At 35.9% G+C, this 19,491-nt stretch carries 11 protein-coding genes and 2 tRNA genes; 6 read left to right on the forward strand and 7 right to left on the reverse strand.

All coding sequences use genetic code 11. The annotated features are described in order from the left end of the window. Positions 1-43 precede the first annotated feature (43 nt). Positions 44-1,753: a glycoside hydrolase family 43 protein gene (locus BZG02_RS12270; RefSeq protein WP_218972231.1), complete on the forward strand. Its 1,710-nt coding sequence runs from the start codon at positions 44-46 to the stop codon at positions 1,751-1,753. Positions 1,754-1,917: 164 nt separating this feature from the next. Further along, a complete protein-coding gene (locus tag BZG02_RS12275; RefSeq protein WP_218972232.1) occupies positions 1,918-2,997 on the forward strand; it encodes a hypothetical protein in 1,080 nt (359 codons plus the stop codon). A gap of 212 nt (positions 2,998-3,209) precedes the next feature. On the opposite strand, the gene BZG02_RS12280 is transcribed toward BZG02_RS12275, so the two are convergent. The 5 genes from BZG02_RS12280 to BZG02_RS12305 all read right to left on the reverse strand — a co-directional run bounded on the left by BZG02_RS12280 (position 3,210) and on the right by BZG02_RS12305 (position 11,326). Further along, entirely contained in the window at positions 3,210-7,148 is a 3,939-nt protein-coding gene (locus BZG02_RS12280; RefSeq protein WP_101261734.1) for a hybrid sensor histidine kinase/response regulator transcription factor, read from the reverse strand. A gap of 256 nt (positions 7,149-7,404) precedes the next feature. Then, positions 7,405-8,424: an RES family NAD+ phosphorylase gene (locus tag BZG02_RS12290; RefSeq protein WP_101261736.1), complete on the reverse strand. Its 1,020-nt coding sequence runs from the start codon at positions 8,422-8,424 to the stop codon at positions 7,405-7,407. Between the two features lie 11 nt (positions 8,425-8,435). Beyond that, complete coding sequence (locus BZG02_RS12295) at positions 8,436-9,353, reverse strand: sce7725 family protein (RefSeq protein WP_101261737.1); 918 nt, start codon at positions 9,351-9,353, stop codon at positions 8,436-8,438. Between the two features lie 5 nt (positions 9,354-9,358). Then, positions 9,359-10,240 carry a sce7726 family protein gene (locus BZG02_RS12300; protein WP_101261738.1) on the reverse strand — a complete coding sequence of 294 codons (882 nt, stop codon included), beginning with the start codon at positions 10,238-10,240 and terminating at the stop codon, positions 9,359-9,361. Positions 10,241-10,447: 207 nt separating this feature from the next. Next, positions 10,448-11,326 carry a radical SAM protein gene (locus BZG02_RS12305; RefSeq protein WP_101261739.1) on the reverse strand — a complete coding sequence of 293 codons (879 nt, stop codon included), beginning with the start codon at positions 11,324-11,326 and terminating at the stop codon, positions 10,448-10,450. 579 nt (positions 11,327-11,905) lie between these two features. Between BZG02_RS12305 and BZG02_RS12310 the strand changes: the two genes are divergently transcribed. Continuing rightward, positions 11,906-12,178, forward strand: a complete 273-nt coding sequence (locus tag BZG02_RS12310; RefSeq protein WP_101261740.1) for an acylphosphatase — start codon at positions 11,906-11,908, stop codon at positions 12,176-12,178. Between the two features lie 31 nt (positions 12,179-12,209). On the opposite strand, the gene BZG02_RS12315 is transcribed toward BZG02_RS12310, so the two are convergent. Next, positions 12,210-12,280 (reverse strand) — tRNA-Gln (locus tag BZG02_RS12315). A gap of 156 nt (positions 12,281-12,436) precedes the next feature. Here BZG02_RS12315 and BZG02_RS12320 point away from each other — a divergent pair. Further along, on the forward strand, positions 12,437-12,808 hold the full coding sequence (locus tag BZG02_RS12320; RefSeq protein ID WP_101261741.1) for a hypothetical protein: 372 nt from the start codon (positions 12,437-12,439) through the stop codon (positions 12,806-12,808). A gap of 53 nt (positions 12,809-12,861) precedes the next feature. Here the strand turns inward: BZG02_RS12320 and BZG02_RS12325 are convergent. After that, positions 12,862-12,932: transfer RNA gene (locus BZG02_RS12325), tRNA-Gln, on the reverse strand. A gap of 169 nt (positions 12,933-13,101) precedes the next feature. Between BZG02_RS12325 and BZG02_RS12330 the strand changes: the two genes are divergently transcribed. Beyond that, positions 13,102-16,173, forward strand: coding sequence for a glycosyltransferase family 117 protein (locus BZG02_RS12330; protein ID WP_101261742.1), 3,072 nt, complete (start codon positions 13,102-13,104; stop codon positions 16,171-16,173). 255 nt (positions 16,174-16,428) lie between these two features. Then, entirely contained in the window at positions 16,429-19,491 is a 3,063-nt protein-coding gene (locus BZG02_RS12335; RefSeq protein ID WP_101261743.1) for a protein O-mannosyl-transferase family, read from the forward strand.

Consider the following 19,491-nt stretch of genomic DNA (forward strand, 5'->3'; position numbering starts at 1 on the left):
TTCAATGCACCTTTTTTTATAACTTCAACTTTAAAATATTAATATGACTGCTTCTTTTAATAAAGGTTTTTTACTGATTTTAATTTTAAGCTGGTTTAGCTCTTGCTCTTTCCACGAAATGGCAAGGAATTCGGCTAGCTTTTCCTATTTTAAATACGAGGGAAAAGATTCCTTTTACACGGATAATCAGTTGGATTCAAATGAATTTTACAATCCAATTTTGCCTGGATTTTATCCTGATCCATCCATCTGTAAAAAGGGAGATGATTTCTATTTGGTGAACTCCAGTTTTTCTTTTTTTCCCGGAATTCCAATTTTTCACAGCACCAATATAACAGATTGGGAGCAGTTGGGACATGTTTTAAATCGCCCATCGCAATTGAATCTAGATTCATTAGGTATTTCTCAAGGTGTTTTTGCCCCTGCAATTAGCTTCAATAAATTCAACGATACTTTTTATTTGATTGGCACAGTGGTTGGCGGAAAAAACAACTTTATTGTGAAGACCAAAGATCCTGCAGGCAAATGGAGCGAGCCAATTTGGCTTCCTAAAATAGAGGGAATCGATCCTTCTTTGTTTATCGATGAGGATGGAAAAGCTTATATCGTTCACAATTCTGAACCTAATGAAGAGGCTCTTTACGATGGACACAGAGCCATTCGGATGTGGCAGTACGATTTGGCTACCGATAAGGTAATTGGCAAAGGGAAAGTACTTGTAAACGGTGGTACTGATATCCGTAAAAAACCAATTTGGATCGAAGGTCCGCACCTTTATAAAATAAAAGATTACTATTATTTGATGTGTGCCGAAGGTGGAACCGCTGAAGATCATTCCGAAGTAATTTTTCGAAGCAAAGAAGTGGAAGGACCTTACATTTCCTACGAAAATAATCCAATTTTATCGCAACGTCAGTTGAGTTCTGATAGAGAATATCCGGTGACTTGTACCGGTCATGCCGATATTATTCAAGATAATAATGGCGATTGGTGGGGCGTGTTTTTAGGCTGTAGACCTTATGGCGATAATTATTTTAATACCGGACGCGAGACTTTTTTATTGCCTGTTAGTTGGAAAGATGGATGGCCGGTATTTTTAGAAGCTGATAAAGCCGTTGGCCTGATACAAGAAAAAACGGGTTTGGTTTCAACAATTGAAGAATCCGATCTTGTTCCCAATGGGATTTTTACAAAAACAGATTATTTCGATTCGGATACCTTGGGTTTGGAGTGGAATTTTATTCGTACACCACACACGAAATGGTATCGTATCAATTCACAGAAAAATGTTTTAGAAATCGATTTAATCGAAACCAACATTTATGAAAAAGGGAATCCAGCTTTTATTGGTCGACGACAACAACATGCTAATTTCGAGGTGCAGGTTGCAATGGAATTTAATCCTGTTAAAGATAAAGAAGTAGCTGGTTTGGTCTGTTTTCAGAACGAATCGCATCATTTTTTCTTTGGAAAAGTACAGGAAAAGGGCAAAACTTATCTTCATTTAGAAAAGGCTATTTCTGGAGGTAAAACTCCAGAAAAGCTGGTTATTAATCAATTGGAGCTGATTGATAATTCGAAAGTATCGCTTAAAATAGAAGGCAAAGGCAAATATTACAATTTTTACTATTCGCTTGACGCTGAAAACTGGATTTTGTTTGCAGGGAATATTGATGCAAGTATTCTGAGTACAAAAATTGCAGGAGGTTTTGTTGGTACTTATATCGGAATGTATGCTTCCTCAAATCATTAAGTAAGAGCTTAGCCCGTCAGCGGTTTTTTTTACCCTGACGGTGCTTCTTTACTATTTATTCCGATGATTCGGCATGGATTTAGGAGCTCGGAATTTGTGCGGAGAAGGATGTATAATGCGAATAAATATTTACCTATTTCATTCAATAACTAATTATTAAGAAAATGAAAAACCATTTATTACCAATTACACTAGCACTTTTACTTTTTGTTTCTTGTAATAACACAGAAAATAAAACCACCCTTAGTATTCAATCTGACGAATTCTATATTAACGATCAACCAACTCTAAAAGGAAAGGTTTGGAGAAACTATTCTATACAGGGATTGTTACCCAACGTAAGAATGGTGCAGGGAATTTACGACGATTTAAATCCGGAAACGGTAAACCGTTGGGCTTATCCGGATACTAAAACTTGGGATGCCAACAGAAATACCAAAGAGTTTATCGAAGCCATGTCTTTGTGGAAGGAGAATGGCTTGCTGGCCTTCACGATTAATTTGCAAGGCGGGAGTCCCGAAGGATATTCTAAAACTCAGCCATGGCACAACTCAGCAATAACTGAAAAAGGAGAATTACGTTCGGATTACATGAATCGCTTAAAGCAAATACTGACTGAAGCTGATCGTTTGGGAATGGTTGCTATTGTTGGCGTGTACTATTTTGGACAGGAGCGAAGAATGGAAAGTGAAGAGGCCATTAAAACGGGTTTGATTAATGCTGTTGACTGGATTTTAGAAAATAGTTTTCAGAATGTATTGCTGGAAGTTTGCAACGAAAGTTCATTTCTATATTCTTATTCCATTCTACAAGAGAAGCGAGTGCATGAGTTGATTAATCTGGCAAAATCACGCCAAGTGGAAGGTAGAAGTTTGTTGGTTGGAACCAGTTTTCTGGGAAATCATATTCCAACAGATACAGTTGCTGCAGTTTCCGATTTTATTTTAATTCATGGCAATGCTGTTGAAAAATGGGAAGGAATTGTGGAGCAAATAAATAAAACCAAGGCTCTAAAAGGATACAAAGGACAACCAATTGTGTATAACGAAGATGATCATGAGGATTTTGATCAGCCAATGAATAATTTTGTTGCAGCTACAAGTCAAAAAGTATCTTGGGGATATTTCGATTATCGCCGAAAAGGAGAGGCTTTCGAATGCGGTTATCAAAATCCGCCTGTCGATTGGGGAATCAACTCAGAACGTAAAAAGGCATTTTTCAAGATCTTAAGCGAGTGGAAATAAAATATGCCCGTCAGTGGTTTTTTTACCCTGACGGTGCTTTTTAATTTTTCAATTCAGTACATCATTTTGAATTGAAAATATTACGGTGCTCTGCACCATGTACATCATTAATTGAAATAGCCCGTCAGTGGTTTTTTTATCCCTGACGGTGCTTAATCTTTCAATTCTGAGTTGAAAATATTACGGTGCTCTGCACTTCAAATAAAAATTGCTTACTGTTTATCGAAATACTTACTTGGCGTTTTGCCAAACAATTTCTTAAAGCAGGTACTAAAATACTTTGGATCGTCGAATCCCGAAAGGGTAGCCACTTCGTTGATGTTGTATTTGCCTTTCTGTAACAATTCCAAGGCATGTTTTAAACGAATTATTTTCACAAAATCGTTTGGTGTCTGACCAATTAATGCCTTCAATTTTTCGTAAAGTAAACTTTTACTCACACCCATTTCCTGGGCAAAATCGTTCACGGCAAATTTTGGGTTATCCATTTGATTTTCGACCAATTGAACGGCCTTTTCAATAAAAGCTTTATCCTGAGCGTTAGCGTAGCTTACATCTTTTACAATGGGAGTTGTTGCACTAAGAAATCGTTCTTTTACTCGCATTCGGTTACGAATCAGGTTGTCGATTTTGGTTCGTAAAATTACGATGTCAAAAGGCTTTGTAATATAATCATCAACGCCAGTTTGCAGGCCTTTCATAATATCTTCCTTCTCGTTAAGGGCCGAAAGCAGAATGACAGGAATATGCGAAGTTTCGAAATTATTTCTTACGCTGTTGCTAAGGGTGAGTCCATCCATTTCCGGCATTTTCACATCCGAAATTAAAATATCAGGTTTCACTGTTGTGATATCGTTTAAAGCCACTTTTCCATTTTCGGCAAGCGAAACATTGTAGTATTCGCTTAAGCTGGTAAAAAGGTAGTTTCTTAACTCATCATTATCTTCAGCAATTAGTATTTTTGGCAATTTTTTACGTTCCGAAGCTGTTTTCTCTACTTGGTCGGAATTGATATCCATGTGTTCCACTTTTATTTCTTTAAGTGGCTTTACTTCAATAAAACTAACCTCTTTTCCGAAATGCTCTTTTCCCCTTTTTAGAATGATATTGAATTCGGAACCTTTATCTTCTTCGCTTTCAAATTGTATTTTCCCTTTGTGCAGGGCCACATAATTTTTCACCAGCAGTAAACCTATTCCTGTTCCTGGCACTTTCGAATTAATGGCATTTTCGCCCCGATAAAATTCTTTAAATAAATTGCCTTGTGCTTTTTTCGAAATGCCAATTCCTGAATCTTTTACGGTAATCGACCATGTTTTTTTATCTGCGATAAGCGAAACATGAACGGTTCCATTGTTGGGCGTGTATTTAATGGCATTAGAAAGTAAATTTTCAATCACTTTATCCATTTTGGCCACATCGATGTATTCTTCTAATTTTTCTAATTCAGAGGAGAAACTTAAAACAATTTCTTTTCGCTCGGCCAGAGTTTTAAAATTCACCACTTTTCGTTGCAAAAAGTCATGCAATTCAATCTTACTCAATACCAATTGACTTTTGTCTAGGTCGGATTTCTGAAAATCGAGTAGCTGACAAACCAGAGCATTTAGTTTATCGAGGTTGTTTACCGATAAATTAAGATAATACTTTCCTTTTTCCGATAATCCATTCTCCATTTTAAGTTCGTTAAGCGGAGCACTAACAAGAGTTAGCGGTGTTCTAATATCGTGTGCCGTATTGGTAAAGAAGTTGATCTTATCTTCAGAATTTTTCTTTTTAATTCGAATTTGCAGATAAATAAAGATCCATCGTGCTATTAAAATCACCGTAAGGAAATACAGTAGTTTGGCCCAAAGAGTATTGTAAAAAGGAGGAAGTACAGTTATTTCTATTTTTCTTTCGTCTAAAACAGTATCGGTAGAATAATCCAAGGCCTTAAGATGAAGCGTGTAATCTCCCGGCGATAGATTGGTATAGTTGGTCGATTTTCCAAAAGAGGGCAAACTCCAATTTTCGTCTAAACCTTCCAGTTTCGAGCTGTATTTTATTTCATCGGAACCAAAAAAACTAATGGAAGTATAGCTAATTGAGAAGGAGTGCTGATAGTGTTTCAGGACAAGTTTGCTGGTGTTGTTAATCGATTTTTCGAGAGGAGAAGCTTCTTCGTCCGGAAACACGACTTTATTAAACAAACTAAATTCCTCTAAATAGATTTTGGCCTTTTTTTCGGAGGGATTGATAGTTGAGGGGTAAAAACGAGTGACTCCATGATAAGAACCAAACAAAATTTCACCTGATTTACTTTTAAAACCAGCACATTGATTAAATGTCTTATCGGAGATGCCATCTTCAGTCGAGAAATTTTGAAAGTTTTCGTTATTTGTGTTGAAGCGTGATATTCCATTTTCGGTGGAGAGCCATAAAAAATCACCATCGGGAACAATGGCGTATATATGATCGGAAGGAAGGCCATCCTCCATGGTAAAAACTTTGGTATCTTTTAAAGTGGAGCTGTAGCGGAAAAAACCAGACCCTCGTGTACCATAGTAGATGTAATCTTTTTTATCTGGATAAATGCAATAGACCTTGTATCGTTTCGAAATTAGATTTAGCAGGCTGGTGTTTTTATCGAAAAGGTAAAGACCTTGAGTACCACCAATGCACAATTCCTCTTTACTGGTCTCCTGAATGCTATTTATGTTAAGTTTATTGTATTGGATAAAAGATTGTGATTTATTATGGAATTGGCAAAGATTCCCATCGCGACCACCTATCCAAATATTTTTGTCGGAATCTAAACTTATTTCGAAAATATAGTTGGTTCCAATCGATTTTGAATTCGTTTCATCTTGAAGATAATGATGCTTCACCTTAAAGTCGGGGCCAATAACATAAGCACCTTTTGAGTAGGAACCGGCCCAGATATTGCCGTTTGCATCCTCGCACAAGTCAAGGAAAACAATTGTTTCATTTCCAGTATTTGAAAAAAAATGTTGCCATTTCCCATTGCTTTTTTCAAGAAGACTTACTCCGTTGTTGGTTCCAAACCATAAATTTCCACTACAATCTTCTAGAATACTGTTCACAATACTGTTGCCGAGCGATTGCTCATTATTAATCTGATGGCTGATAATTTTAAATTTCAGTGCCGAAGGGTCGAGAATATTTACTCCGCCGGTGTAGGTGCAAATCCAGATTCTATTTTCTTTGTCTTTGTAGATATCGTAAATACCGTTGCCATTCATCGAAAATTGAATGTCTTCATCTTCCTGATAAATTTGTTTTACCTGAAAGCTATTTTGATCCACCAAATAAACTCCCATGCCATCCGATCCAATCAGTATTTCATTTTTGTTTAGTAATTCAAATTTACGAATCGGAACCTGAGGGAAATTTGTATTTATTTGCTTTAAATCAATAAGTTTTTGGTTTTCTAACTGATAGCAGTAAACGCCATCGTAAAAAGTACCAATCCAAATGGTTTTGCTCTGTTGATTATAAAATAAACTGTTTATTCGTTGATTCTTTCCCAGTTTAATATCCAAAGTCTGCAAGGCATTATTTTCAAAATCGTAGGAGTAAATTTTATCGAAAGTGGAACAAAGTAGCTTGTTAGTACCCATTAAACAAGTCGAAGTAATTAAAGCCTGTTTTAAGGGATATATCGAGAATTGCTGAAGGTGATTGTTTTTTAAAAAGAAAAGGCCATTGTCCGTTCCTACCCAAAGTGTATTTTCCTTATCAAAACAGGTAGTATTTACCCATAATTCGGGATGATATTTATTTCGATGAAAGTTAAAGTGTAGCTCGAATCGATCGTTTTGGTAATTGAATCGGTAGATTTGTCCGATGTCGCTGTAAGCCCAAACTAAAGAGTCCTTATCTATTTTTAAATAATAGTTTTCGGGAGCATTGTCGCGAGGTGTAGAGGGCAGACTATAATTTTTGATTGTCTTTCCATCGAATCGATCTACACCAGTTTTGGTCGAAATCCAGATAAATTCCTTTTTGTCCTGCAACACATTAACAGTCTGTCGGCTACTTAGGCCTTGTTCTACATTTAAATGCCTGAATTCTTGTGCGTTTAGAGCATTTATTCCAGAAAAAAGGAAGACAAAGAAAATGATCGTAAGTAAAGCTCTTTTATTCATTCCGCTAGATTGGTGTATTGCAAATAGATTCTTTTCCTTTAAAATTCTATTCTACAGAGTTTGGCAAAATGTTGGGGGTACTGCAATTTTAGCCAAAAAATACGGGAATTACAAGGATTTTAGGAGGAGAGACAGAAGAGATTTTAAAGGTGTTTTTGGTAGGAAAATTGTTTGCTGTAGTTCTCTTGATGACGGAAAATGAAAATCCCAAATCGGAAGGGAGTTGGGATAAGAAATAATATCTTTTAAGAGAACCTTAAATATTCTGAGAGCGGATTTGAATATTTGTTATTTGCTGCTTATAAACATTAACACAATCAAAATTGTTTTGGTCAAATATTACAAGGTTTTTTCCACCTGAGTGTAACGAGCTTTCAAATAATATACCGTCAGCTTCAATTATGTATCTAATATATTCACAGATGAATTGTGTAGGAATATAATCTAGGTTAGAATCATATCTCCTGATGGGTTTTGATAGATCGGAGCTTATTAGTTGTTTCAATAAGGTACTCTTTACAAAATCTTCAATTTGTCCAATATGTTCGTAAAGGCTTTGTTCTTCCGTAAAATCGACTAAGACAATCGACTGATTGTTTTTGGCAATAAACTCTCCGATGCTTAGTTCGTCTAAATAAGATGATCTTGTTTCGTAAAGTGTTGTGGTAGGGCTTGTGCTCAAATACAGATAAGGTATTCCTTGTGGATTGGCTCTCCCTGCAGATGCGATTTTTCGAGGAGGACATTTCATTTGGTCTAAAGGGTATGGATCTTGATCTGCAGATTCATTTATTCTTGCTCGGTAGAACGTTCTGGTACTATCTAATAAAATTTTCCTACTCAATAAACGATTCCACTCCAGCTCTTCTAATTCATCTAAATCTGTAATGAAACGCCTGTGTTTAAATAGTGTATCTTTTAGAATATGCCAATTATCGACACATTCAATAATTTCCTTGGTATAGCTATAATTGAGGTTTAAGTCTATATGTAGATCGGTGGAGAATGAAATGATGTCTTCCAGAAGAGTAGTGTCTTTTACTGCATCAGAAAAGAGGTTCCAATCACTATAAATAAGGTCATTAATTGGTTGGCCTTCATCATTCTTTTCGAATATATTTAAAAATTCAATGAAAAAATCTAATATTTCTTCTATCTCAACAAGTTGTACAGGATCAGGATTATTGCAATAATCACATATACCCATTGATGATACATTTGTTTTGATAAATCCTATAAGGTCTTCGTCCTTAAAGCAATTAATACAAACTTTCATGCGTGATTATTTTATAAAATAGAGTTAATTAGTTCCAAGTGGTTTTTGATTGTGATTTTTTTCACCATTCCTAAGCCAGGATATTTTTCTTGATTGTAATAATCTCTTAGTTCATTGGATGCATTGTTTTCGATATTTTCTTCGTCAAGAAAGTGAACAGCTTTTCGAGCAGCTTCAGCAAATTTTCCTTGGATGTTCTCGCGACCAAAATTTGATTCTGAGGTGAAATGTCTGATCCAAATTTCTTCATTTGCTTTTTGATAGGTTAGGTGAATAGATACAGCATAAGGAGTTGCTCCACCCTCCTTAAAATCACTGGTTAATACGGTATAATCAGAAAATCCTTGATAACCATCTTCACCGAAGAATAAATGTTCTTCTGTAAATTTTTGTTCTGGTATTTCCAGATAGTCACTGTTTCTCTTTTGGGCTTCGAATTTATCATCAATTCGGATAAAGAATTTATTATGTCCTCTTAGTGTTCTTTTTAGTGTTCTATTGTTACTAACAATATATTTAACTTGATCGGATTTAGCTAATGCTTCGAAATGTTCCGAAGAGGTATCAAGCATATCAGAGCATATTAACATTACATTTTCATAACCATTACTATGGATGGCAGTTCTAATTGCCAATATATTATTCGTCACGATGAAAGTGGGAATCCAATTGTCTTTATTCTCTAATTCAATACTAAGTGATTCTGTGATATGCGAAGAATCTTCTATTTCTCCAACTTGAGGATTTAATATCAAGGCAAATTTTACTTCGCCAGCAATTAATCTAGGAATAGCAAGCTTAAGGCTGTTAAAGGTTTTTTTAACTGGCTCGATAATAGGAATTATTTGATTATTGTCACCTCTTTGTTGAGCGTATTCACGAAGTGCAATTAGTTCGAATTGTCTTCCTCTTAAATAAGGGTAGTACATATGGGTTAAATTTTAATTGGGGCGGTTAGTTTCAAATGAAGATTGTTGTAGTTTTTTTTATCTAGGTTCATTGCTAATCCAATTTGTCTTAATTCTTTGGGGAAAGAACTCAATTCATTCATGTTTGATTTTCTTTTTTTCATCTGATCAATGAATAAAGAATTCAAATTTTCTTGTGGAATGTTATGGATCATTTCAGAGCAAATTTGGAACATGTCAAAGCTTGTCATTTTGGGTAATGCACCATAGTACTTTTTCACAATGCTTTTGTATTCTTCTGTACGAAGGGATCTTATTAAAATATTGGCATCAATAGTATCGTTGCTTTTAGCAACTCTCACTTCTTCAAGTTTTAAAGAACGAGGATTTTCAACTATTTTGATAATTCCTATAGAGTTATCTTCTTGAATATATTTTTCAACTAGAGATTCATGAGTGACAATAAAATTCTCTTTGAATATTTTAGTGTAATCGTTAAGTTGTCCTTTTAATCTTGTACTGGAATCTAATTCTGTTTTTATTTCGAATGCTTTACTTGTACCGTTAAACATTACTGTATCGGCAATTGAAGTACCAACACGAAATTCATTAATTGCAATAGTGTCGTTGATACCATATTTATTAATAAGAAGTTCGTTAATTAAGGTGTTTTTAAAAATATATTCGTTTCGGTAAGATTTTCTTAATTCTCCGTAAACAAAGCGAATATATTCATAGTAATTTTCAAATTGAGTGCCAATCTTTGCGTGGTCGTATTTTTTTATGTTGTAATTAATGAACGAATAATCATCATAGCGTAATAACTTTTTAAAGGCTGTGCTAGAAAAAACAGAGGAATAGCTTCTCAGTCTTTCAAGGTTTTTCTTATTTGTTAAGCTATGAGTCATTTGTTATTCTTTCTAAAGTAAATTTATAATTGCGTAAAAGTAATTAATCAATTTATAATAAAGGACAATTTCATGTGAATTGAATACCATTTCGAAGTTATGAAAAGCTGAAATGTAATCAAATTTATTTCGAGGATATATTTTTGAGACAGATTGCCACTGTCGCTTCGCTCCTTCGCAATGACAGAATAAATGGTGGTGAAGAGTTTACAATCCCCTCATCCACTCCGGTCTTAACTGCGCATTGGCCGGATCATTTAAAACACCATTAATCCGATTTAGCATCTCCTGTTTGTCACGAGGAAAATTGCCTCTCAAAATCAAGTAATTGGAGGCATGATCGCTTCGGAAAATCGATTGGTTTAATTCTAAGTTTTCGATAAAAATTTTCATTTCGGCAATTAACTCTATGGTATTGAGAGGGATAAATTCGCCATCGAACTTTTTCCTGAAACGTTCCTCTCCATAAGGATAGCTAATTACAAGAGTAGAGAGGAATTCGGGTTGTATTTCGTTCACTAATTTGGCAGAGTTGATGGCATGTTGATGCGAGTAGTTTTTGCCACCCAATCCATTTAGAATCATCACCGAAAGTTTAATTCCTGCTTTTCGAGCTCGTTGCAGGGCACGACTCGTACTTTCAAAAGTTTCCCCTTTGTTAATTGCGGTCAGTAGCTCATTATCTCCCGATTCAATGCCTACATAAAGTAGTTTTAGCCCTTTTCCGGCTAAAATCTGTAGCTCCTCGTCTGTTTTTGCTTCAATATCTTTGGGGATGGCATAGGCCGAAACACGAGTTAAGCGTGGAAAAGTAGTATTTAGTTGATCTAATATCCGCGAAAGCTTAGTAAAAGAGACTACCATCGCATTTCCATCGGCTAAAAATACTTTGCGATACTGATTGGCATAAGCCGACATAGAATCAATTTCAGCAAAAACATCTTCCTCCTTACGAACCGAAAAATTTTTACTGCTATACATCTCGCAAAAAGCACATTTGTTCCAGGCGCATCCTAAACTTACTTGTAAAATAAGCGAATAGGCTTCACTTGGTGGTCGAAACAGTGGTTCGTGATAGTTGATCATGTGGCAAAAGTAGAAAAAGAAGTGCCAAGTATCAAGTGCCAAGTGCCAAGTTAAAAGGATAAAGTAACAAGTAGAAAGTAACAAGTTTCAAGTTGGAATCAAATCCTAAAATTTAAAATTCTCCCTTTTCAGGGGAGATGCCGACAGGCAGAGGGGTGATTTATTCATGGAACAGGAAAAGTAACAAGTGTAAAGTTTCAAGTACCCAGTTTTATGTTGAATCAAATCCTAAAATTTAAAATTCTCCCTTTGCAGGGGAGATGCCGACAGGCAGAGGGGTGATTTACTCACGAAACAGGAAAAGTAGCAAGTAGAAAGTAACAAGTTTCAAGTTGGAATCAAATCCTAAAATTTAAAATTCTCCCTTTGCAGGGGAGATGCCGACAGGCAGAGGGGTGATTTACTCACGAAACAGGTAAAGTAACAAGTAGAAAGTATCAGGAGAGTTTCTGTAAATATATTTTATCTCATTCTTTAATTTGGGGGATGGATAAAATTTAATAGCCTGTTTTAATTACTAAATTTTAACCCTTAATTCATCATTTAAAATTCTATCTTGCATTTAAAAATTAGAATAAAATGGAAGGAAAGTCGGTAAGCATACGAGTATCAGGTAAGGTGCAACATGTAGGGTATCGGTATTATGCCAAAGAGGGTGCGAATCGTTTTGGTGTTTATGGCTTTGTGAGAAATCAGCCAGATGGCACGGTTTATATTGAAGCTATTGGAACAAATCTGGGTATTGAATTGTTTTGTGAGTGGTGTAGAAAGGGGGCGGATGCTTCCAGAGTAAAGGATATCTTTATTTGTAATTTGCCAGATCAGGATTTTACTGATTTTGTCATAAAATAAAAAAAGCTTCTGATCAAATCAGAAGCTTGTGTTGTCCCGTAAGGACTCGAACCTTAAATGCCTGGACCAAAACCAGGTGTGTTACCATTACACCACGGGACAATTCCCATTCAGTCATTTCTGACTAAGACGTTGCAAATATAATAGAAATATTTGTTTGCCAAAACCAAAAAATGCAAAAATATTGCAGGCTTTTATACGTTGTAGTGGTTGTGGTATTGTAATTATTCTGATTGTCAATTTGAAAGGCTAGAAAATATGGAGCAAAAAAAAATAGAATCGTTAACAGGAAAGTGGATTTACGAGGAAGATTATGGCTATGGGATAGCAAAAGGAGAGCTTTTATTAACTCAAATAGGGAAAAAATTAAGTGGAAAAATCATTTTTTCGGAAAATATAGAAGCTGAAGATACATTTATGATTCAAGAAACATTGGAAGGAGAGGTAAATTTGAATCGAGTTCAATTAAAAGCAATCGAGTATGATATTATTCATGCCGATTTTGAGATTAATTACGAATTGGATTCCTGGGATGGTATGTTAATTAACGAGACCACAATAGAGGGAGATAGTTTAGATGATCAAGGAATTTCGGGTAGTTTTAAATTTCACCGGGTTCTGGAAAAATAAAAATATGGGTAAAATAAAAAAAAGCTTCGAATAATTTCGAAGCTTTTTTCTTGTTGTCCCGTAAGGACTCGAACCTTAAATGCCTGGACCAAAACCAGGTGTGTTACCATTACACCACGGGACAATCAGATTTGCCTTTTTGCAAAGACTCTGCAAATGTAATACTTTTTTTATTTGTGCAAACAAAAAGTGTAAAATTTTCAAACAGAATTCGGGGGAACTGTTAAAATTGACTATTTTCGTTCAAAATATTATCCTGCAAATCGAATATAATAAATAAAAATACACACAAGATGAGATCTAATTACAATGTGGTTAACAATGTGTTAGGCTGGGTAGCCTTCGCCATTGCTGCACTTACCTACTTGTTTACTATGGAGCCTACAGCCAGTTTGTGGGATTGTGGAGAATTTATTACTACTGCCTACGGATTAGAGGTCGGACATCCTCCGGGAGCACCTTTATTCATGATTATAGCGCGTTTTTTCTCTCTTTTTGCTCCAAGTCCTGCCGAGGCAGCCTTACTTGTAAATTCGATGTCGGCCTTGGCGTCGGCCTTTACAATTCTGTTTTTGTTTTGGACAATTACTCATCTTGCTAAAAAATTAGTGATTACCGATGGCGAAATTTCAAAAGGGAATTTAATTGCCGTTATGGGAACCGGAATGGTTGGAGCACTTGCTTACACTTTTTCGGATACATTTTGGTTTTCGGCCGTAGAAGGGGAAGTTTACGCATTATCATCATTGTTTACAGCCGTGGTATTTTGGGCAATTCTGAAATGGGAAAACGTAGCCAATGAGAAGTATGCAAACCGATGGATTATTTTAATCGCTTATTTAATGGGATTATCGATTGGTGTTCACTTGCTCAACCTTTTAGCTATTCCTGCTATTATATTTGTTTACTATTTTAAAAAATATACACCTACCCGAAATGGAATAATTGGAGCATTTTTACTTTCTGTTCTTATTTTGGGAGTGGTTATGTATGGGGTTATTCCCGGCGTAATTACAATCGCATCTTGGTTCGAGTTGATTTTTGTAAATCAATTGGGTTTGCCTTACAATACCGGCGTAATGTTTTATGCAGTCGCGTTAATTGCATTGGTTGTTTGGTTAATTAATTTCTCTATTAAACGTGGTATGGTGGTTTTAAATACCATTGTTACTGCTTTTGTGGTGATCATGATTGGATATTCTTCCTTTGCAATGATCGTAATTCGCTCATCAGCAAATCCACCAATGGATGAAAATAATCCCGATAACGTGTTTGCTTTACTTTCCTATTTAAATCGGGAGCAATATGGCGACAGACCACTTGTTTATGGAGAGTATTACAATGCTCCAGCAGTTGATTTGGTGGAAACTAGTCCGGTTTACATTCAAAAAAAGGATAAAAATAATAAGGATAGATACATTGTTGCTTCGCACAAACAGCAATATAAATTCGACTCTAGGTTCAATACTTTATTTCCTAGAATGTATAGTTCCCGAGCAAATCATATTCAGGAATATGAGTATTGGGGCGATGTAAAAAAGAACAATCCAATTCAGGTTGGCGATGGTGAAACTCTTTACAAACCAAGTTTTGGTTCCAATCTAAAGTTTTTCTTCTCCTATCAGGTGAACCATATGTACTGGCGTTATTTCATGTGGAATTTTGTTGGTCGTCAGAATGATATTCAAGGACATGGTGATATTCTGAACGGAAACTGGATTTCGGGAATTCCTTTTGTCGATGAATTAAAAATTGGAAATCAGGATAAGTTGTATCCTGAAATGGCAAATAAGAAATCAAGAAATACCTACTTCTTTTTACCATTTTTACTTGGTTTAATAGGTTTAATCTATCATTATAGATCAAGTGCAAAAGGCAAACAAGACTTTTTTGTGGTGATGTTGCTTTTTGTATTTACCGGATTGGCAATTGTTGTTTATTTAAACCAGTCTCCTTATCAGCCACGTGAGCGGGATTATGCATACGCTGGTTCCTTCTACGCATTTGCCATTTGGATTGGTTTTGGCGTATTGGGCTTGTATCAGTGGTTGAGTAAGAAAGGGCCTTCGGTTATAACTGCAGGAGCAGTAACTACGGTTTGTTTGCTAGCCGTTCCTGCATTAATGGCACAACAAAATAAAGATGATCACGATCGTTCGGGTCGATATGCTACTTTGGCTTATGCAACAAACTATCTGAATTCTTGTGCTCCCGATGCCATATTATTTACTTACGGCGATAACGATACGTTCCCACTTTGGTATGCACAGGAAGTGGAAGGAATTCGACGGGATATACGAATCGTAAATTTAAGTTTATTGGCTGGCGATTGGTACATCAATCAAATGAGAACCAAAGCTTACGATTCCGATTTAATTCCTATGTCGCTTACCGCGGATAAGGTAGAACCAGGTATTCGCGATCAGGTTCCTATTGTGGAACGATTGAAAGGACAAGAACTTTTAAGTGAGATGATAAAATTCGTAGGCAGCGATAATGATGCCACAAAAGTAGAAACTCAATCGGGTAAAAAGTTGAATTATTTTCCAGGAAGAGATGTTTACGTGCCTGTTGATTCGGCTAAAGTGCTTGCAAATGGTACTGTTCAGCCAGAGGATGCTCATTTAATTGTTGACAAGTTAGAATGGAAGATCAAAAGAAGTTATTTGTATAAAAATGATATCATGGTTTACGATATTATTGCAAATAACAATTGGGAGAGACCTATTTACTTCTCGGTAGGAATGGGTACTGATAGTTTTCTTGGTTTGGAAAAATATTTCCAATTGGAAGGAGCAACTTATCGTTTGGTGCCTATCGAAACAAAAGGGGATCGAAGTGGATATGGTCATATCAATACAAAACTGTTGTACGATACTTACATGAACAAATTTACTTTCGGGGGTATAAATGATCCAGATGTTTATATCGATCAGTTCCATATTTTGACTGTAAATATCATGTCGTTCAGATCCAATTATAGTCGTTTGGCTAGCGCTTTAAACGACGAGGGCGAAAGAAAAAAAGCGATTGATATTTTAGATCGTTGCATGGAAGAATTGCCAACTGGTAAAATACCATTTGATAATACTTTGATAGGATTTATTCAGGAGTATTACAGAGCAAATGCAGTTGATAAAGCAAATGCTTTACTATTGGAAATGGCAACGCAATCTTACGATAAAATGAATTATTTCTTAAGTTTGGATGAGCAACGTGCAGTTTCATTTAGAGCGGAACAGGAACGAGAATTGCGGGTGGTACAAATGCTTTTAGGATTGGCCGATATGGGCGAACAAACTAAGCTGAGGGAAGATTTGCAATTAAAATTCGAATTGCTTTTTAAATCTGCCGCAGGCGAATAAAAAAATAGAATGAATTTTGAATGGCTGTCTTCCCACGGAGACAGCCATTTTTTTTGATTTTAGATCAAAAAAATACTGTTTTTCACAAACCAATACCTTGTATTCGTCTTCAAAAAAGAATATTTCTAAACTTATTCAACTTTAAACACAATGCTTTGTTAAGTTTTTTTCACATAATACAAATCAATTCTTTTTGTTAAAAGACGTAACTTCGCTGTCTGTGGCACAAAAAACAACCCTTATTTTTAAAAATCGATGAGTAAGTATCAAAAAATAAACATTATTGTAGGATGGATATCCTTTGCAATAGCAGCTGTTGTCTACTTTTTAACTCTTGAACCTACAGTTAGTTTCTGGGATTGTGGAGAGTTCATTACTTCTTCGTATAAGTTGGAAATTGGACATGCTCCGGGCGCTCCGTTTTTTATGATACTGGCTCGATTCTTCTCGTTATTTGCATCAGGTCCCGAGAATGTTGCACTTTTAATAAATTCCTTATCTGGTTTGGCAAGTGCTTTTACCATTCTGTTTTTATTCTGGACAATTACCCATTTGGCTAAAAAGTTGGTGGTTACCGGAAATCAAATATCCAATTCTCAAATAGCGACAATTGTGGGAGCCGGATTTATTGGAGCCATGGCTTATGCTTTTTCAGATACCTTCTGGTTTTCGGCAGTAGAGGGAGAAGTTTATGCAACATCATCACTTTTTACTGCAGTGGTTTTTTGGTGTATTTTAAAATGGGAGAATGAAGAAGGTAAGGCTTATGCAAACAGATGGCTCATTCTAATTGCGTACCTAATGGGCTTATCAATAGGGGTTCATCTCTTAAATTTATTGGCAATTCCGGCTATTGTTATGGTGTACTATTTTAAGAAATATGAACCAAGCAGAAATGGAATCTTAATGGCTTTGGGTGTTGCTTTGCTTCTTTTGGGTGGCGCAATGTATGTAATAATACCCGGTGTAGTGAAAGGGGCATTTCTTTTCGATTTGTTCTTTGTAAATGTAGTTGGTTTGCCATTTAATTCCGGGGCATATATTTTTATTCTTCTTCTGATTGCGACTCTTGTTTGGAGCATTCGATATACTATTTCTCATGGGAAAGTGGTTTTGAATACTTTACTCACTGCTTTAATGGTTATTTTAATTGGATATTCATCGTATTCTTTAATCATGATTCGTTCTGCTGCAAATCCAGGTTTGGATCAAAATAATCCGGAGGATTTATATTCTTTACTTTACTACCTAAATAGAGAGCAGTACGGCGATAATCCGTTAATTTATGGGGAAGCCTTTAATGCTCCTATGCTTGACGAAAATTCTTATGTAGAGGATAAGAATGTTTACATTAAAAAAGAGGGAAAATATGTAGTTTCCTACATTAAAAAGAAGCCTAACTTTAAAAGTTCCCATAAAATGGTATTCCCAAGAATGTACACAAAGGGAATGTCGGGCAGAAATCCCGATGAATTTGCAAAATGGACGGGGATAAAAGCAGATCAGAAAGAAAAACCCAGCTTTATTCAAAATCTAGACTTCTTTTTTTCTTATCAGGTGAACTACATGTACATCCGCTATTTTATGTGGAATTTTTCCGGTCGCCAGTCCGATCGTCAGACTTATAGTGGCGTTATTGATGGCAATTGGATTTCAGGAATTCCTTTGGTCGATAATTTTCGTTTGGGCGATCAGAGTCTGAGGCCCGAGCACATGACCAACAATAAAGGCAACAACAAATATTACTTTTTGCCATTACTTTTAGGATTGGCTGGTTTGTTTTATCAATACCGAAAAAGTACTGTTGGGAAAAAAGATTTCTTTGTAGTTCTCTTGTTGTTTTTACTTACCGGATTGGCTATTGTAGTGTACCTAAATCAGCCACCATTACAGCCTCGCGAAAGGGATTATGCTTACGCAGGATCGTTTTATGCCTTTGCTATTTGGATTGGCTTAGGGATGCTTGCAGTGCTTCATGTAACTAAAAAAGTATTTCGTAAGGATAAGCTTGCTATTCCTGTTGCATTTACACTTTGTTTTGTAGCTGTTCCCGCATTATTTGCTCAACAAAACTGGGACGATCACGATCGGTCGGATCGATATGTAGCCAGAGATTTAGCTTACGATTACCTAAATTCCTGCGAACCCAATGCCATATTATTTACCATGGGCGATAACGATACTTTCCCATTGTGGTATTTGCAGGAAGTAGAAGGAATAAGAACCGATGTTCGCGTTTGCAATCTAAGTTACCTTTCTGCCGATTGGTACATCGATCAAATGAAGCATAAAAACTACGATTCCGATCCTTTGCCAATTTCTCTTACCGAGGATAAATATTTGGCTGGAACACGTGATGTAGTTTATGTATTGGACGATCCTCGACTAACGGCTTATGTGGCAAAAAATGGTGGGCTGGACTTGAAAGATGCAGTAGAATATGTAGCCAGCGATAAGGAAAGCACTAAAAAAATATATGGATACGAAGAACGAATAGACCATTTTCCAGCCAATAAATTTCGAATGATTGTCGATAAGGAGCAAGTACTAAAAACTAATACGCTTAGTGAAAAGGATACGGCGAATATCGTAAAGCAAATGATGTGGGAGGTAAAATCAAATTACATCGAAAAAAGTGGTTTGATTTTGTACGATATGTTGGTGCAGAATAATTGGAAGCGACCAGTTTATTTTTCCATTACAGTGCCGTCGAGCGGATATTATGGTTTAGAAGATTATTTTAGATTGGAAGGTTTTGCCTATCGCTTGGTGCCAATTAACTTCAAAAGCGACGAAATGCAGATTGGTGGTGTAAATACCGATGTAATGTATACCAATTTGATGAGTAAATTTAAATGGGGAAATATCAATCATCCCGATGTTTATATCGATGAAACCTGTTCTCGTTTGTGTAGCAATATCAGAAATAATTTTCTTCGATTATCGGAAAGTTTGCTCGACGAAGGGAAAAGAGATTCCGCGGTGCAAGTTCTTGATAAATGTGTTGAATTGATTCCGAACGAAAAGGTAGCTTTCGATTATTTAGCAATCCTCTTGGCACAATCTTATTATCGTGCGGCAGAATACGAAAAAGGCAGTCAAATGATTGAAACCATATCCGACCGATTGGTGAAGGAAATAAATTATTACATGACTTTAACTCCGGTTTCAACTTCCGAATTTCCTCGTTTAAAAAGTCGAAATTTTGCTTTGTTGCAGGAATTGTATCGCATTACAGCACAATACGATCAAAAGGAATTGAATCAGAAAATAGAATCGGACTTTAAAATATTAGTAGAAAGTTATAAAAAAGAATAA

Origin of the sequence: Labilibaculum filiforme, from assembly GCF_002843315.1 — a bacterium.
Taxonomy (GTDB): Bacteria; Bacteroidota; Bacteroidia; order Bacteroidales; family Marinifilaceae; genus Labilibaculum; species Labilibaculum filiforme.

Bases quoted from the DNA above. Each gene is read 5' to 3' on its own strand.
- BZG02_RS12300 (WP_101261738.1), bottom strand. From the start codon at position 10,240: ATGACTCATAGCTTAACAAATAAGAAAAACCTTGAAAGACTGAGAAGC.
- BZG02_RS12270 (WP_218972231.1), top strand. From the start codon at position 44: ATGACTGCTTCTTTTAATAAAGGTTTTTTACTGATTTTAATTTTAAGC.
- BZG02_RS12295 (WP_101261737.1), bottom strand. From the start codon at position 9,353: ATGTACTACCCTTATTTAAGAGGAAGACAATTCGAACTAATTGCACTT.
- BZG02_RS12330 (WP_101261742.1), top strand. From the start codon at position 13,102: ATGAGATCTAATTACAATGTGGTTAACAATGTGTTAGGCTGGGTAGCC.
- BZG02_RS12305 (WP_101261739.1), bottom strand. From the start codon at position 11,326: ATGATCAACTATCACGAACCACTGTTTCGACCACCAAGTGAAGCCTAT.
- BZG02_RS12335 (WP_101261743.1), top strand. From the start codon at position 16,429: ATGAGTAAGTATCAAAAAATAAACATTATTGTAGGATGGATATCCTTT.
- BZG02_RS12275 (WP_218972232.1), top strand. From the start codon at position 1,918: ATGAAAAACCATTTATTACCAATTACACTAGCACTTTTACTTTTTGTT.
- BZG02_RS12290 (WP_101261736.1), bottom strand. From the start codon at position 8,424: ATGAAAGTTTGTATTAATTGCTTTAAGGACGAAGACCTTATAGGATTT.
- BZG02_RS12320 (WP_101261741.1), top strand. From the start codon at position 12,437: ATGGAGCAAAAAAAAATAGAATCGTTAACAGGAAAGTGGATTTACGAG.
- BZG02_RS12310 (WP_101261740.1), top strand. From the start codon at position 11,906: ATGGAAGGAAAGTCGGTAAGCATACGAGTATCAGGTAAGGTGCAACAT.
- BZG02_RS12280 (WP_101261734.1), bottom strand. From the start codon at position 7,148: ATGAATAAAAGAGCTTTACTTACGATCATTTTCTTTGTCTTCCTTTTT.